At 70.1% G+C, this 12,879-nt stretch carries 15 protein-coding genes; 7 read left to right on the top strand and 8 right to left on the bottom strand.

Translation table 11 applies throughout. The features are described from left to right. Positions 1 to 408: 408 nt before the first annotated feature. Positions 409 to 1,050, bottom strand: a complete 642-nt coding sequence (locus ACFYYF_RS34730; RefSeq protein ID WP_388781803.1) for a DNA-3-methyladenine glycosylase — start codon at positions 1,048 to 1,050, stop codon at positions 409 to 411. 217 nt (positions 1,051 to 1,267) lie between these two features. Here ACFYYF_RS34730 and ACFYYF_RS34725 point away from each other — a divergent pair, with 217 nt between their 5' ends. From ACFYYF_RS34725 to ACFYYF_RS34715, 3 genes are all read left to right on the top strand, one after another. After that, positions 1,268 to 2,053 (top strand): sporulation protein, encoded by a 786-nt coding sequence (locus tag ACFYYF_RS34725; protein ID WP_365495582.1) that lies wholly within the window; start codon positions 1,268 to 1,270, stop codon positions 2,051 to 2,053. Between the two features lie 39 nt (positions 2,054 to 2,092). Next, complete coding sequence (locus ACFYYF_RS34720; RefSeq protein ID WP_388781799.1) at positions 2,093 to 2,632, top strand: YbhB/YbcL family Raf kinase inhibitor-like protein; 540 nt, start codon at positions 2,093 to 2,095, stop codon at positions 2,630 to 2,632. Between the two features lie 143 nt (positions 2,633 to 2,775). Further along, entirely contained in the window at positions 2,776 to 3,282 is a 507-nt protein-coding gene (locus ACFYYF_RS34715) for an HNH endonuclease (protein ID WP_261703218.1), read from the top strand. Positions 3,283 to 3,350: 68 nt separating this feature from the next. Here the strand turns inward: ACFYYF_RS34715 and ACFYYF_RS34710 are convergent, their stop codons facing one another. From ACFYYF_RS34710 to ACFYYF_RS34700, 3 genes are all read right to left on the bottom strand, one after another. After that, positions 3,351 to 4,310, bottom strand: coding sequence for an SPFH domain-containing protein (locus ACFYYF_RS34710; RefSeq protein WP_365495589.1), 960 nt, complete (start codon positions 4,308 to 4,310; stop codon positions 3,351 to 3,353). 130 nt (positions 4,311 to 4,440) lie between these two features. After that, positions 4,441 to 4,875: an NfeD family protein gene (locus tag ACFYYF_RS34705; protein WP_388781795.1), complete on the bottom strand. Its 435-nt coding sequence runs from the start codon at positions 4,873 to 4,875 to the stop codon at positions 4,441 to 4,443. A gap of 118 nt (positions 4,876 to 4,993) precedes the next feature. Continuing rightward, positions 4,994 to 5,785 (bottom strand): ABC transporter ATP-binding protein, encoded by a 792-nt coding sequence (locus tag ACFYYF_RS34700; RefSeq protein ID WP_388781793.1) that lies wholly within the window; start codon positions 5,783 to 5,785, stop codon positions 4,994 to 4,996. 121 nt (positions 5,786 to 5,906) lie between these two features. Here ACFYYF_RS34700 and ACFYYF_RS34695 point away from each other — a divergent pair, with 121 nt between their 5' ends. Next, a complete protein-coding gene (locus ACFYYF_RS34695; protein ID WP_388781790.1) occupies positions 5,907 to 6,695 on the top strand; it encodes a hypothetical protein in 789 nt (262 codons plus the stop codon). A 400-nt stretch (positions 6,696 to 7,095) separates the two neighbouring features. Here ACFYYF_RS34695 and ACFYYF_RS34690 read toward each other — a convergent pair whose 3' ends face one another. The 4 genes from ACFYYF_RS34690 to ACFYYF_RS34675 form a co-directional block, all read right to left on the bottom strand. Continuing rightward, on the bottom strand, positions 7,096 to 7,335 hold the full coding sequence (locus ACFYYF_RS34690) for a chaplin (protein WP_361685590.1): 240 nt from the start codon (positions 7,333 to 7,335) through the stop codon (positions 7,096 to 7,098). 199 nt (positions 7,336 to 7,534) lie between these two features. Further along, on the bottom strand, positions 7,535 to 7,780 hold the full coding sequence (locus tag ACFYYF_RS34685; RefSeq protein ID WP_361685592.1) for a chaplin: 246 nt from the start codon (positions 7,778 to 7,780) through the stop codon (positions 7,535 to 7,537). A 145-nt stretch (positions 7,781 to 7,925) separates the two neighbouring features. Continuing rightward, positions 7,926 to 8,567, bottom strand: a complete 642-nt coding sequence (locus ACFYYF_RS34680) for a response regulator (protein WP_388781786.1) — start codon at positions 8,565 to 8,567, stop codon at positions 7,926 to 7,928. Further along, a complete protein-coding gene (locus ACFYYF_RS34675; protein WP_388781784.1) occupies positions 8,560 to 9,726 on the bottom strand; it encodes a GAF domain-containing sensor histidine kinase in 1,167 nt (388 codons plus the stop codon). The genes ACFYYF_RS34680 and ACFYYF_RS34675 overlap by 8 nt, the downstream gene beginning before the upstream one ends. Positions 9,727 to 9,910: 184 nt before the next feature. Between ACFYYF_RS34675 and ACFYYF_RS34670 the strand changes: the two genes are divergently transcribed. The 3 genes from ACFYYF_RS34670 (at position 9,911) to ACFYYF_RS34660 (ending at position 12,810) form a co-directional block, all read left to right on the top strand. After that, the gene (locus tag ACFYYF_RS34670; protein ID WP_388781781.1) at positions 9,911 to 10,606 is read left to right on the top strand and encodes an SDR family NAD(P)-dependent oxidoreductase; all 696 of its coding nucleotides are present in this window, start codon (positions 9,911 to 9,913) and stop codon (positions 10,604 to 10,606) included. Positions 10,607 to 10,611: 5 nt separating this feature from the next. Further along, positions 10,612 to 11,730 carry an S-adenosylmethionine:tRNA ribosyltransferase-isomerase gene (locus ACFYYF_RS34665; RefSeq protein ID WP_388781779.1) on the top strand — a complete coding sequence of 373 codons (1,119 nt, stop codon included), beginning with the start codon at positions 10,612 to 10,614 and terminating at the stop codon, positions 11,728 to 11,730. Positions 11,731 to 12,018: 288 nt separating this feature from the next. After that, a complete protein-coding gene (locus tag ACFYYF_RS34660) occupies positions 12,019 to 12,810 on the top strand; it encodes a transglycosylase SLT domain-containing protein (RefSeq protein ID WP_361685603.1) in 792 nt (263 codons plus the stop codon). The last annotated feature ends 69 nt before the right edge of the window (positions 12,811 to 12,879 follow it).

Below are 12,879 nucleotides of genomic sequence, written 5' to 3'. Positions count from 1 at the left end.
CGGGGTATCAACATATCTGGCGTTGATTTTTGGCACGCTGTTGAGTTCTCAAGGAACGGACGCTTCCTTTGTACTCACCCTCTCGGGCTTTCCTCCGGGCGCTTCCCTTCGGTCTTGCGTTTCCGACTCTATCAGATCCTTTCGGGCCTGACTCCCAGTCAGCGGGTTTGTCTTCCGGCCTTTCAGCGCTTTCGCGTTTCGCGGCCTTTCGACATTCACTACGTTAGCCGATTCCCTCGGCGACTCATAATCGAGTTCCGCGGGTTCGAATTCGGACGTGCGGGCACGCCGAATAAGCCCCCGCTGCGGGGAAGTCGTAGGTAGTGGGTTGGCCGCTCTCGGCTGCTGGCTGAACGCCGTAACCGGTTCAAGCGGCTCGGGCTACATTACGGATCCCCCAGGGGCGCGTCAAGTTGAGCGGCGGCGGGGCGCGTGCGCTCTATAAGGACTCACGGTGGGATCGTCGGCGATCCAGAAACGCCAGGGGTGGACGCCTCCGTCGCCGGAGACTCCGGTGCGCGGACCGTTGCGTACCTGGTCGGAGGGGACGGGGGCACCCGTCAGCATCGTCAGGGGTGAGCCCTCGGGGGCGCAGGCGTCCACTCCGTCGAACGACCGGTCCACCCCCAGGGCCGTCGCGAGGCGCGCCGGGCCTTTGGCCAGTTCCTTGTCGTATCGGGCCGAGAGTCGACGTTTACGGGCGAGATCCACCCCCTCGGTGACCTCGCCGGCCCGGAGCAGCACCCCACTGGGTCTGCCCCCCGGACCGCACACCAGATTCATGCAGTGCCACATGCCGTACGTGAAGTAGACGTACACATGGCCGGGCGGGCCGAACATCACGCCGTTGCGGGCCGTGCGGCCGCGGTAGGCGTGTGAGCCGGGGTCGTTCGGGCCGTCGTAGGCCTCGACCTCCGTGAGGCGCAGCTCGATCGGGCCGTCCGGGGTGGTGCGTACGAGGAGGCGTCCCAGTAGGTCGGGGGCGACGTCCAGGACGGGCCGGTCGAAGAAGTCCCGCGTCAGGGGCGTACGGTCAGGGGCCGCGATCATGGCGTACGAGCGTAGTCCCTCCGCCCTCACCGGTGCGGTGGGGTCCGGAGCCGTTCGGAGGAGTCCGGGCGGATACGTGCCCGCGGGGTGGTCAGCGGTCCTCTCCCTTGTAAGGGTGAGGGCGCGGAACCGGTCGGGCCCGGATCGCGTTTGTAGGGATCAAAGGATCCAGACAGGCAGAGGACGAACAGGCATTGCCTGGGGAGGAAGTGACGACATGGGGTTCAAGCGGCTGCTTGCGAGCTTGGGGGCCGGTGGGGCTTCGGTCGAGACGGTGCTGACCGAGGCCAACACCGTTCCGGGCGGCGTCGTCCAGGGTGAGGTGCGGATCCAGGGTGGTTCGGTCGACCAGTCGATCGAGGGTCTGTCGGTCGGACTGCAGGCCAAGGTCGAGGTCGAGGGCCACGACGACCAGGAGTACAAGCAGGACATCGAGTTCACGAAGCTGCGCCTCGGCGGGGCCTTCCAGCTCCAGGCGGGCGCGGTGCACACGGTCCCGTTCGGGCTGGAGATCCCTTGGGAGACGCCGATCACCATGATCGACGGGCAGAGCCTGCGCGGCATGAACATCGGCGTGACCACGGAGCTGGAGATCGCCCGCGCCATCGACTCGGGCGACCTCGACCCGATCAACGTGCACCCGCTGCCGGCGCAGAAGGCGATTCTCGACGCCTTCATCCAGCTCGGCTTCCGCTTCAAGAACGCGGACATGGAGCGCGGCCACATCCGCAACACCCGTCAGCGGCTGCCGTTCTACCAGGAGATCGAGTTCTACCCGCCGTCGCAGTACCGCGGGCTGAACCAGGTGGAGCTGAGCTTCGTCGCGGACGACAACGCGATGGACGTCGTCCTGGAGATGGACAAGAAGCCGGGCCTCTTCAGTGAGGGCAGCGACTCGTTCCGCTCGTTCCAGGTGGGTCTGCACGACTTCCACGGCACCGACTGGGCCGGATACCTGAACCAGTGGCTGTCGGAGGTCGGCAGCAAGCGGAGCTGGTTCTAGGCTCGACGCACGGATTCCGCCCTTCCAGGAGGTACTGACGTGACCGAGCTCAAGAGGCCGCCGCTTCCGCACGACTTCCATCCGCAGGTGCCGTCGTTCACGCTCACCAGCGAGGACGTCGCGCCGGGCGCGGTGCTGAAGGACGCGCAGGTCCACGCGGCGGGCAACACCTCGCCGCAGCTGAGCTGGGAGGGCTTTCCGCCGGAGACGAAGAGCTTCGCCGTGACGTGCTTCGATCCGGACGCCCCTACGGGCAGCGGATTCTGGCACTGGGTGCTGTTCGACATCCCGGTCTCGGTGACGGAGCTGCCCACGGGCGCGGGCAGCGGCAAGTTCGAGGGTCTTCCCGACGGTGCCGTCCAGGTGCGCAACGACTACGGGTCCCGGGACTTCGGCGGCGCCGCGCCGCCGGCCGGGGATCCCGCGCACCGGTACGTCTTCACGGTGTACGCGGTGGATCAGGAGAAGCTCGGCCCCGACGCGGACGTCTCGCCCGCCGTGGTGGGCTTCAATCTGCGGTTCCACACGCTGGCGCGCGCCCAGTTGATCGGTGAGTACGCGGCGCCCGCCGCAGACTGACGTTCACCGAACGTTTGCCCGCCTCTGGTCATGGAAGTGATCAGGGGCGGGCATTTTTTATTGCGTTGTCCATCTCGGCGTGCCCGGCCAGAGTTGATCCCAGCCCGCCGTCGGTGGGCCGGTGCGCAAAGGAGGTGGGCTGGATGCGGGACACGCTGGTACTGAACGCGAGCTTCGAGCCGCTGTCGACAGTGACGTTGAACCGAGCTGTTGTTCTGGTGCTGCAGGACAAGGCCGTCGTCGAGCAGGCCCACCCCGAACTGCGCATGCGCGGTGCCGCGCTGGACATACCCGTGCCGCGGGTGATCAGGCTCTGCCGTTATGTCCGGGTGCCGTTCCGAAGACAAGCGCCGTGGTCGAGGCGGGGTGTGCTGGTACGCGACCGGCACCGGTGCGCCTACTGCGGTCGCCGGGCCACGACCGTGGACCACGTCGTACCGCGGGCGCAGGGTGGTCAGGACTCCTGGCTGAACACCGTGGCCTCCTGCGCCGAGGACAATCACCGCAAGGCCGACCGTACGCCGGAGCAGGCCCAGATGCCCTTGCTGCGGCAGCCGTTCGAGCCGACGCCCGCGGACGCCATGCTGCTGGCGCTCGGGCAGGACGACTTCGACGCGCTGCCGGAGTGGCTGGCCCAGCCGGCCGCGTAGCCCTGGCGGTACGACGATGGGGCCCACCTCCCGCGGGAGGTGGGCCCCATCGTCGTACCGCCAGGGTGTCAGTCCGTGATGGACGGCTTCTCGCGGCGCTCGGCGCCCCCGCCGGAGCCTCCCGAGGTGCCTCCGTTGCCCGAACCGCCGCCCAGTCCGCCGAAGTTGCCCATGGCCCCGCTGAGGCCCTTGAGTGCGTCGCCGATCTCGCTGGGCACGATCCAGAGCTTGTTGGCGTCGCCCTCGGCGATCTTCGGGAGCATCTGGAGGTACTGGTACGAGAGGAGCTTCTGGTCCGGGTCTCCGGCGTGGATGGCCTCGAAGACCGTACGGACGGCCTGGGCCTCACCCTCGGCGCGCAGCGCGGCCGCCTTGGCCTCACCCTCGGCGCGCAGGATCGCGGACTGCTTCTCGCCCTCGGCGGTGAGGATCTGGGACTGCCGGATGCCCTCCGCGGTGAGGATCGCGGCGCGCTTGTCACGGTCGGCACGCATCTGCTTCTCCATCGAGTCCTGGATGGAGGTGGGCGGTTCGATCGCCTTCAGCTCGACGCGGTTGACGCGGATGCCCCACTTGCCGGTGGCCTCGTCCAGGACGCCGCGCAGGGCCGCGTTGATCTCCTCGCGGGAGGTCAGGGTCCGCTCCAGGTCCATGCCGCCGATGATGTTGCGCAGTGTGGTGACGGTGAGCTGCTCGATCGCCTGGATGTAGCTGGCGACCTCGTACGTCGCGGCCCGCGCGTCGGTGACCTGGTAGTAGATGACGGTGTCGATGTTGACGACCAGGTTGTCCTGGGTGATCACCGGCTGCGGCGGGAACGGCACGACCTGTTCACGCAGGTCGATGCGGTTGCGGATCGAGTCTATGAACGGGACGACGATGTTCAGTCCGGCGTTCAGCGTCCGCGTGTAGCGGCCGAAGCGCTCGACGATGGCCGCGCTGGCCTGCGGGATGACCTGGATGGTCTTGATCAGGGCGATGAAGACCAGCACCACCAGAATGATCAGGACGATGATGATCGGTTCCATCGATGCTCCCCGTACCCTTCTCCACTCGGCAATTGCGAAAGATCTTATGGGTGTTGAAGATCTTGCTGGACGAGTCTGACAGAACGTCGTCTGCCACGTGGGGCGTTCGGTTCACTTGCGTTGTACGAGGTCACATGACGATCGCCGTGGCTCCGTCGATGTCCACGACATCCACTTCCTGGCCCACCTCGTAGGCCTGGGCGCCGTCGAGGGCGCGCGCGGACCAGATCTCCCCGCCGAGCTTGACACGGCCGGCGCCCGAACTGTCCACGCGCTCCAGGACGATGGCCTGCTTGCCCTTCAACGCCTCGATTCCCGTGGCGAGTTCGGGGCGCTGGGCACGGTGCCGTTTCGCGACGGGGCGCACGACGGCGATGAGGGCGACCGACACGACGACGAACACGATCGTCTGGACGACGACACCGCCGCCGAGACCGGCGGCCACCGCGCCGGCGACGGCGCCCACGGACAGCATGCCGAACTCCGGCATCGCGGTCACCACGAGCGGGATGCCGAGTCCGGCCGCACCGATCAGCCACCACACCCATGCGTTGATGTCGTCCACATGGTCATGGTAGGACCGCGGCCCCTCGGCGGACAGAGCGCACGATCGCGTCCGATACGCCGGTCGAGGGGCGCGCGGCAGAGCGGGGCGGTTCAGACCATCGGCAGAGCGGGGCGGTTCAGACCATCGGCAGGCCCTGCGCGGTCCAGCGCTCGCCGACCTGCTCGACGACGAGCGGGAGGCCGAAGCAGAGGGAGAGGTTGCGCGAGGTGAGTTCGAGCTCCAGCGGTCCGGCGGCGAGCACCTTGCCCTGGCGGATCATCAGGACGTGGGTGAACCCGGGGGCGATCTCCTCGACGTGGTGCGTGACCATGATCATGGAGGGTGCGATCGGGTCGCGGGCGAGCCGGCCGAGGCGGCGCACGAGGTCCTCGCGGCCGCCGAGGTCGAGGCCGGCCGCGGGCTCGTCGAGGAGCAGCAGCTCGGGGTCGGTCATCAGGGCGCGGGCGATGAGGGTGCGCTTGCGCTCGCCCTCGGAGAGGGTGCCGAACCTGCGGTCCAGGTAGTCGCTCATGCCGAGGCGGTCGAGGAAGGCGCGGGCGCGCTGCTCGTCGATGTCCTCGTAGTCCTCGTGCCAGCCGGCGGTCATGCCGTACGCGGCGGTGAGGACCGTCTGGAGGACCGTCTGGCGCTTGGGGAGCTTCTCCGCCATCGCGATGCCGGCGATGCCGATGCGGGGGCGCAGCTCGAAGACGTCGACCTTGCCGAGGGTCTCGCCGAGGATCGTGGCGGAGCCCGCGCTGGGGAAGAGGTAGCTGGAGGCGACGTTCAGGAGGGTCGTCTTCCCGGCGCCGTTGGGGCCGAGGATGACCCAGCGCTCCCCCTCCTTGACCGACCAGGAGACCTGGTCCACCAGAGCCCGGCCCTCGCGGACCACGGATACGTCCACCAGTTCCAGTACATCGCTCATGAGCGCGTTGTCTCCCATTGCAGTCTTGGTCGTCGCTTTCGTCTGTGGACGAAGCCCCCAGGGAAAACCTACGCCACCGGTCGGCCACACCGACCCATCGGCCGGTCCTTAGGGTGGGGGCATGCTCTCCGAACCACGCTCAGGACAGCTGGCCGCATGGGGAAATGCCCTTTTGGCCGGACTTGTTTCGCCGGACGACGCCGTGCTCGCCGTCGTCGGGGACGACGCGGTGCACCGGGTGGAGGGGTTGCCCGGCGAGTCGGGGACCGTCGGGCTGACGCTCGCCCTCGGCCGGCTGCGCAGACTCGAGGTGACCGGGCTGCGGGTGGCGCTGCCCGCGCCGGGGCATCCGCTGGGGCTCAGCGGGCCGCCCGAGTTCAACGCGCGGGCCCTTGAGGCCGAGGAGGCCGTGGTCTGCCACGGGGCCGCGCTGGGGCTCGTGCCCGAGGTGTACGAGGCCGGGCCCGCCGGGGATGTGCATGTCGAGGTCGTCTGGCACTGTCTGGCCGTGCGGGAGGCGCCGCCGGCCGATGTTCCCTCGCTCGGGGAGGCCGAGCGGGAGCTGGCGGAGGCGCTCCGTGATGCGACGGAGGTGTTGTCTCGGCTGGACGTGGCGGGGTCGGGGCCGGTCGCTGCGGCGGCGATCGACGCGTACCGGGCGCGGTCGGAGCGGGGGCGCGAGGTACTGGCTCCCGGGTACCCGGCGCGCGCCGTCCGGGTGCTGGAGCTGGCTCAGCGGGTCGGGATGCTGATTTCCGTGGCGTACGAGAGTGGGCACGGTGGTGCGGTGAGCGCGTCCGAGATGGCGGCGCGGGCCGAGGCGCTGCGGCCGGTGGAGCGGACGGCGCGGCGGGCTCAGGTGGCCGCGTACAACGCGTTCGTGGAGGAACGGGAGCGGGGCTCGCGCTGAGCTCCGCTCGGTTCCGGTCCGGTGGGCGGGTCGGGGCCGCGCCGGTGCATCAGGCCGCCGCTGTCGGGCAGAGAAGTGACCGTTAGTGGCGACGGCCATCGATGTACCGGCACGCCCCCTCCGGCGCGTACCCGGCTGCGGGTGCATCGCGGTGGCCCGGCCGGCCCCTTGCGCCGGATCCCGGCTGCAGGTGCGCGTGCGTGAGTTTCAGCCCCGGCCGACAAAAGTTCAGCCCCTCCGGCGATTGAGGAGCGGGGTCTGGGGCGGAGCCCCAGGTACGGGACGGGTAGGGGCGGAGGGGGCGAAGGAAGGTTGTTGGCGGGGTGGGGGATACGCCGGGGGAACGCGGAAGGGCCCCGCGAAACGTTTCCGTTTGCGGGGCCCCTTCGGTGGGGGTGGCTCAGCCGTTGACGCCCGTGTTGCCGAACGCCGGGTTCAGGAGACCGACGAGGTTGGCGGTGTTGCCCACGACGTTGACGGGGATGTGGACGGGCACCTGGACGACGTTGCCCGAGGCGACGCCCGGCGAGTTCGCGGCCGCACCCTCGGCACCCGAGTCGGCGACAGCGGCACCGGCACCAGCGCCCGCGGCGATACCGGCGACGGTGACGGCCAGGGCGGCCTTCTTGGCGATGTTCATGGAAAGTGTTCCTCCTGCGTTCACGGATCCGACCCTGCCGCGGGTCGTACGCTGAGAAACGCCGCCGAGTCCGGGACGGCACGGGGAGGCGGTACCGATTGCCCCGTCCGGTTCAGTCCGCGGATGAGCGGACAAGCCGACCGGCCCCCCAGGGGCACCCCTGGAAGGCCGGTGGTCAAGGTCGCCGCAGCGCGGGACCTCAGCGGTTGAGGCCGAGGTTGCCGAAGGCCGGGTTCAGGGCACCGATGACGTTCACGCTGTTGCCGACCACGTTCACCGGCACGTCGACAGGGGCCTGGACGAGGTTGCCGGAGACGACGCCCGGGGAGCCCACGGCCTTGCCGGCCGCCGACGCGCCGTCCGCCGCCGAGGCCATGCCCGAGCCGGCCGCGACCAGACCGCCGGCCACCATCGCGACGGCCGTGAACTTCTTCAGGTTCTTCACTTGCGAAACCCCTCCTAGCGAACACCGCGGCGGACCGCCGCGGCGCACTGGAGAACGGCCGGGCCCCACGGAGGATGCGCCATCCGGGTGACATACACCCGACGGTATGAATCTCATCCCGGAGCGGTGTCCTCCGAGTTGACGATCAGTCCGCGATCCCGTGCCGGACCGCCCAGAGGGCCGCCTGGGTGCGGTCGGCGAGGTCGAGTTTCATCAGGATGTTCGAGACGTGGGTCTTGACCGTCTTCTCGGAGAGGACGAGGGCGCGGGCGATCTCCCGGTTGGAGCGGCCGTCCGCGATCAGGCCGAGCACCTCCCGCTCCCGTTCGGTGAGCGAAACACCTCTCCCCTGGCCTGAGTTCACCTCCTCCTGGGACAACAGGACGTTCGCGACCTCGGGTTGCAGGACGACGTGTCCCGCGTGGACCGAGCGGATGGCTCCGGCCAGCGCGTCGGGGTCCACGTCCTTGTACACGTACCCGGCGGCGCCCGCGCGCAGGGCCGGCACCACCGTGCGCTGCTCGGTGAAGCTGGTGACGATCAGCACCCGGGCGGGGTTGGCGAGGTCGCGGAGCTTTCTCAGCGCGTCGATGCCGTCCATCCCCGGCATCTTGACGTCCATGAGGACGACGTCCGGCTTCAATTCCTCGGCGCGGGCGACACCTTCGGATCCGTCGGACGCCTCGCCGACGACCTCGATGTCGTCCTGCACTTCGAGGAACGTGCGCAGCCCCCGGCGGACGACCTGGTGGTCGTCGACGAGCAGCACCTTGATTGCGTCAGCCACCAGGGACCTCCATCTCGATCACGGTGCCCGCCCCGGGCGCCGATTCCACGGTGAGTGTGCCGCCGACCCCGCTCGCCCTGTCCCGCATGGACACCAGGCCGAGATGGCGGCCGGCGCTGCGTATCGCGTGGGGGTCGAAGCCGCTGCCGTCGTCGCGGACGTGCAGGACGGCGCCGGGTCCGCGCCGGTCCAGGGTGACGTCGACGCGGGCGGCGCCGGAGTGCCGCAGCGCGTTGTGCAGGGCCTCCTGGGAGACCCTGAGCAAGGCCTCCTCCTGGGAGGCGGGCAGCGCCCGTACACCATGGCTGGCGAAGGTCACGCGCGCGGAGTGGGCGCGGTCGAGGACCTGGATCTGGGTGCGCAGGGTGGCGACGAGGCCGTCCTCGTCGAGGGCCGCGGGACGCAACTCGACGACGGCGGCGCGCAGTTCCTCGGTGGCCTCCGCGGCGAGCGCGGCCACCTGCTGGAGTTCGCCCTTGGCGCGGGACGGATCGCGGTCGACGAGAGTGGCGGCGGCCTGCGCGGTCAGGCGCAGGGAGAACAGCTTCTGGCTGACGGCGTCGTGCAGTTCGTGCGCGAGCCGGGAGCGCTCCTCGGCGATGGTGAGCTCGCGGCTGCGTTCGTAGAGCCGGGCGTTGGTCAGGGCGATCGCCGCGTGCTGGGCCAGGATGGTGAGGAGTTCCTCGTCGTCCTCGGTGAAGCCGCAGCGGCCGTCCGGCCCGGCACACGGCGCCTGGCCCTCGGGCCGCAGCTTGTTCGCGAGGAAGAGCGCGCCGATGATCTCTTCGCCGTCGCGGATCGGCAGACCCAGGAAGTCGGACATGTCGGGGTGGGCCGCGGGCCAGCCCTCGAAGCGGGGGTCCTTGCGCACGTCGGCCAGGCGCTCGGGGCGGGCCTCGCGCAGCATCGCGGCGAGGATGCCGTGCTGGCGCGGGAGCGGTCCGATGGCCTTCCACTGCGCGTCGCTGACCCCGTCGACGACGAACTGGGCGAAGCCGCCGTGGTCGTCGGGCACGCCCAGCGCCGCGTACTGCGCGTCGAGCAGTTCGCGGGCCGAAGCGACGATCGTCTTGAGGACGTCGCGCACTTCGAGATGCCTGCTCATGGCCAGCAGCGCGGAGCTCACCGCGTACAGGCCCGACCGGGGTCCGTGACTCATGACCCCAAACTACCGGCGGGGTGTGACGGCGCGTATCGGGCCGCGGGCCTCGCCGACCGGGCCATCGGTCCTAGGCCGAAGGGCCCCTGATCATTGCGGCCCGCGTCCGAGGCGCCCGGGCGGGCCGCGTTCCTACCGTGAGGGCAGCCGCCGGGAAGGCGGTCCGGACGAGGGGACGGTTGTCATGCCGGTAGCGATCATCACAGGGGCGTCGAAGGGGCTGGGGAGGGCGCTCGGCGCGGCTCTGGCCGGGCGTGGCTGGGATCTGGTGCTCGACGCCAGGACGGCCGGGGTGCTGGAGGAGACCGCGCGGGCGCTCTCGGCCTACGGGACGCGGGTGGAGGCACTGCCCGGGGACGTGACGGACGCCGGTCACCGTGCCGGGCTGGTGGCGGCGGCCCGGAAGCTGGGCGGTGTCGACCTGCTCGTGAACAACGCGAGCGCGCTGGGCGCGGAGCCGCTGGTGCGCCTGGAGGAGCTGGATCCGGACGGGCTGCGGCGGGCCCTGGAGGTCAATGTGGTCGCCGCGCTGGGTCTGGTGCGGGAGGCGCTGCCCCTGCTGAGGGCGTCCGGGGCGGGCGCGGTCGTCGCCGTCAGCTCGGACGCCGCGGTGCAGGCGTACGAGACGTGGGGCGGCTACGGGGCCTCGAAGGCCGCGCTGGACCATCTCTCGGCGGTGCTCGGCGAGGAGGAGCCGGGTCTGCGGGTGTGGGCGGTGGACCCGGGGGACATGGGGACGGACCTGTACGCGGCGGCCGTACCGGACGACGGTGATCCGCGGCCGGCGCCGGAGCATGTGGTTCCGGCCTTCCTGCGGCTGCTCGACGAGCGGCCGGCCAGTGGGCGCTACACGGCTTCGGACCTGCTGGAGGAGCGGTGACGACGGTGGCGGGGGTCTCTCGGGCCGGGCGCGGCCGGGAATGGGGAAGCGTTCCGCAGGAGCTGTCGGCGCGGGTGCCCGCGGAGCAGCGCGGTCCCGGCCTCGACCGGGATTCCGTACGGCTGCTGGTCTCGCACGGCACCGAGGTGTCGCACCACGCGTTCGCGGAGCTGCCGCGGTTGCTGAGGGCCGGGGATCTGCTGGTCGTCAACACCTCGGCCACGCTGGCGGCGGCGGTGGACGGGCGGATCGGGCACGCGCGCGTGGTGGTGCACTTCTCCACCCGCGGTGACGACGGGAGGTGGGCTGTCGAGCTGCGCGATCCCGACGGCCGTGGAACCACGCGCGCGCGTGCGGGCGGGCCCGCGGGGACAGAGGTGGGCCTGCCCGGGGACGCACGTCTCGTCCTGGAGGAGCCGCTGACCGCGCGGGGGCGGCGGCTGTGGTGGGGGCGGGTGCCGGACACGGACGTACTGGGGCTGCTGCGACGGTACGGGCGGCCCATCCGCTACTCCTACACGGACCGGGACCAGCCGCTGTCCGTCTACCAGACGGTCTTCGCGCTGCCGTCGGGCGACGGGGCGGGGAGCGCGGAGATGCCGAGCGCCGCGCGCCCCTTCACGGCGCGTCTGGTGGCGGAGCTGGTGAGCCGGGGTGTGCAGTTCGCGCCGGTCACCCTGCACACGGGGGTCGCCTCGGCGGAGTCGCACGAGCCGCCGTATCCGGAGCGGTCCGAGGTTCCGGCGGTGTCGGCCCGGCTGATCAACGCCGCGCGGGCCGGCGGAGGGCGGATCGTCGCGGTCGGTACGACGGCGGTGCGGGCGGTGGAGTCCGCGACCGGTGAGGACGGACTGGTCCGGGCGGCGAAGGGGTGGACCGGTCTCGTGGTGACCCCGGAGCGGGGTGTGCGGGCCGTCGACGGGCTGCTGACCGGGCTGCACGAGCCGGAGGCCTCGCATCTGCTGATGCTGGAGGCGATCGCGGGAGGGGCGGCGATCGACCGTGCCTACGACGAGGCGCTGCACGGGCGCTACCTGTGGCACGAGTTCGGGGACGTGCACCTCATCCTCCCCGGAAACGCGCCTCACTCTGAGCATTGCTCCAGCAACTCCGCGTCAGAATGATCGAGGACCCCTGTGAGCCCTCGCATAGGGTCCAGGTCACGTACGAAGGAACATAGGAGATAAAAGGGACAAGGTGAACAGGGAAGACGTGCCTGTCTGCCCCAATTTGTCCCATCTGCGTCCACTACCCGGCTTCGTAGGTCACACCTTTGCCAGGGCATTTTGCGGCCGCTAAGAATTGCTCATGTCGCTCAGCGCCTCGGGTTCCCCCCGGGGCGTTTGTTCCGGAAACACAGTCCCGACCGGGACGCAGAGCGACCTCCGCGCTATTCGAAGAGGTCTTCAGTCATGCCCAAGAACATTGCCGCTCGCCGTCATAGTCCGAAGCTGACCAAGCTCCACAAGCTTTCGATCGCCGGTGTGGCCACCCTCGGTGCCGCCACCCTCGCGTTCACCCTGGTCCCGGACCACGGCAGCACGACCACGAACGACGCCGCCACCTCCACCGCGCCCGTCGCCTACAGCGGCACGCAGATCAAGGGTGTCGAGTCCGGCGTGGCCGGCACGAGCACCGCCGCCCAGACGGCGAAGGCCATCGAGGCCAAGCACAAGGCCGCGGACTCCGCCGCGGCGGCGAAGAAGAAGGCCGCCGACGCTGCGGCCGCCAAGAAGAAGGCCGCCGCCGAGGCCGCCGCGAAGAAGAAGGCGGCCGCGAAGAAGGCGGCAGCGAAGAAGGCCGCCGCGGACCGCGCCAAGGCCTCCGCCGCGAGCCGTTCCACGCAGCGCATCAAGATGCAGACCGTCTCCGCGAAGACGTACGCCAACAACCTCGACGGCTGGATCCGCGAGTCCCTCGACATCATGAAGAAGAAGGGCATCCCCGGCACCTACCAGGGGCTGCACAAGAACATCATGCGTGAGTCCTCGGGCAACCCGATGGCCATCAACGACTGGGACATCAACGCCATCAACGGCATCCCGTCGAAGGGCCTGCTCCAGGTCATCCCGCCGACGTTCAAGGCGTACCACGTGGCCGGTACCTCGTGGAACATCTACGACCCGGTCGCCAACATCACCGCCGCCTGCAACTACGCCGCCGACAAGTACGGTTCCATGGACAACGTCAACAGCGCGTACTGAGGACTCGGCGCGGAGTCCCCACACAGACGCCGAAGGGCGGCACCCCGGTCAGGGGTGCCGCCCTCGCGC

The sequence above is a fragment of the Streptomyces sp. NPDC001914 genome (assembly GCF_042891215.1).
Classification (GTDB): domain Bacteria; phylum Actinomycetota; class Actinomycetes; order Streptomycetales; family Streptomycetaceae; genus Streptomyces.
Note: the sequence above shows the minus strand (reverse complement) of the source record. Positions and strands in the feature narration are given on the sequence as shown.

What these genes read in the sequence shown, in the direction of transcription:
- ACFYYF_RS34730 (WP_388781803.1), bottom strand. Translation starts at nt 1,050, where the DNA reads ATGATCGCGGCCCCTGACCGTACGCCCCTGACGCGGGACTTCTTCGAC.
- ACFYYF_RS34725 (WP_365495582.1), top strand. Translation starts at nt 1,268, where the DNA reads ATGGGGTTCAAGCGGCTGCTTGCGAGCTTGGGGGCCGGTGGGGCTTCG.
- ACFYYF_RS34715 (WP_261703218.1), top strand. Translation starts at nt 2,776, where the DNA reads ATGCGGGACACGCTGGTACTGAACGCGAGCTTCGAGCCGCTGTCGACA.
- ACFYYF_RS34710 (WP_365495589.1), bottom strand. Translation starts at nt 4,310, where the DNA reads ATGGAACCGATCATCATCGTCCTGATCATTCTGGTGGTGCTGGTCTTC.
- ACFYYF_RS34700 (WP_388781793.1), bottom strand. Translation starts at nt 5,785, where the DNA reads ATGAGCGATGTACTGGAACTGGTGGACGTATCCGTGGTCCGCGAGGGC.
- ACFYYF_RS34695 (WP_388781790.1), top strand. Translation starts at nt 5,907, where the DNA reads ATGCTCTCCGAACCACGCTCAGGACAGCTGGCCGCATGGGGAAATGCC.
- ACFYYF_RS34690 (WP_361685590.1), bottom strand. Translation starts at nt 7,335, where the DNA reads ATGAACATCGCCAAGAAGGCCGCCCTGGCCGTCACCGTCGCCGGTATC.
- ACFYYF_RS34675 (WP_388781784.1), bottom strand. Translation starts at nt 9,726, where the DNA reads ATGAGTCACGGACCCCGGTCGGGCCTGTACGCGGTGAGCTCCGCGCTG.
- ACFYYF_RS34670 (WP_388781781.1), top strand. Translation starts at nt 9,911, where the DNA reads ATGCCGGTAGCGATCATCACAGGGGCGTCGAAGGGGCTGGGGAGGGCG.
- ACFYYF_RS34660 (WP_361685603.1), top strand. Translation starts at nt 12,019, where the DNA reads ATGCCCAAGAACATTGCCGCTCGCCGTCATAGTCCGAAGCTGACCAAG.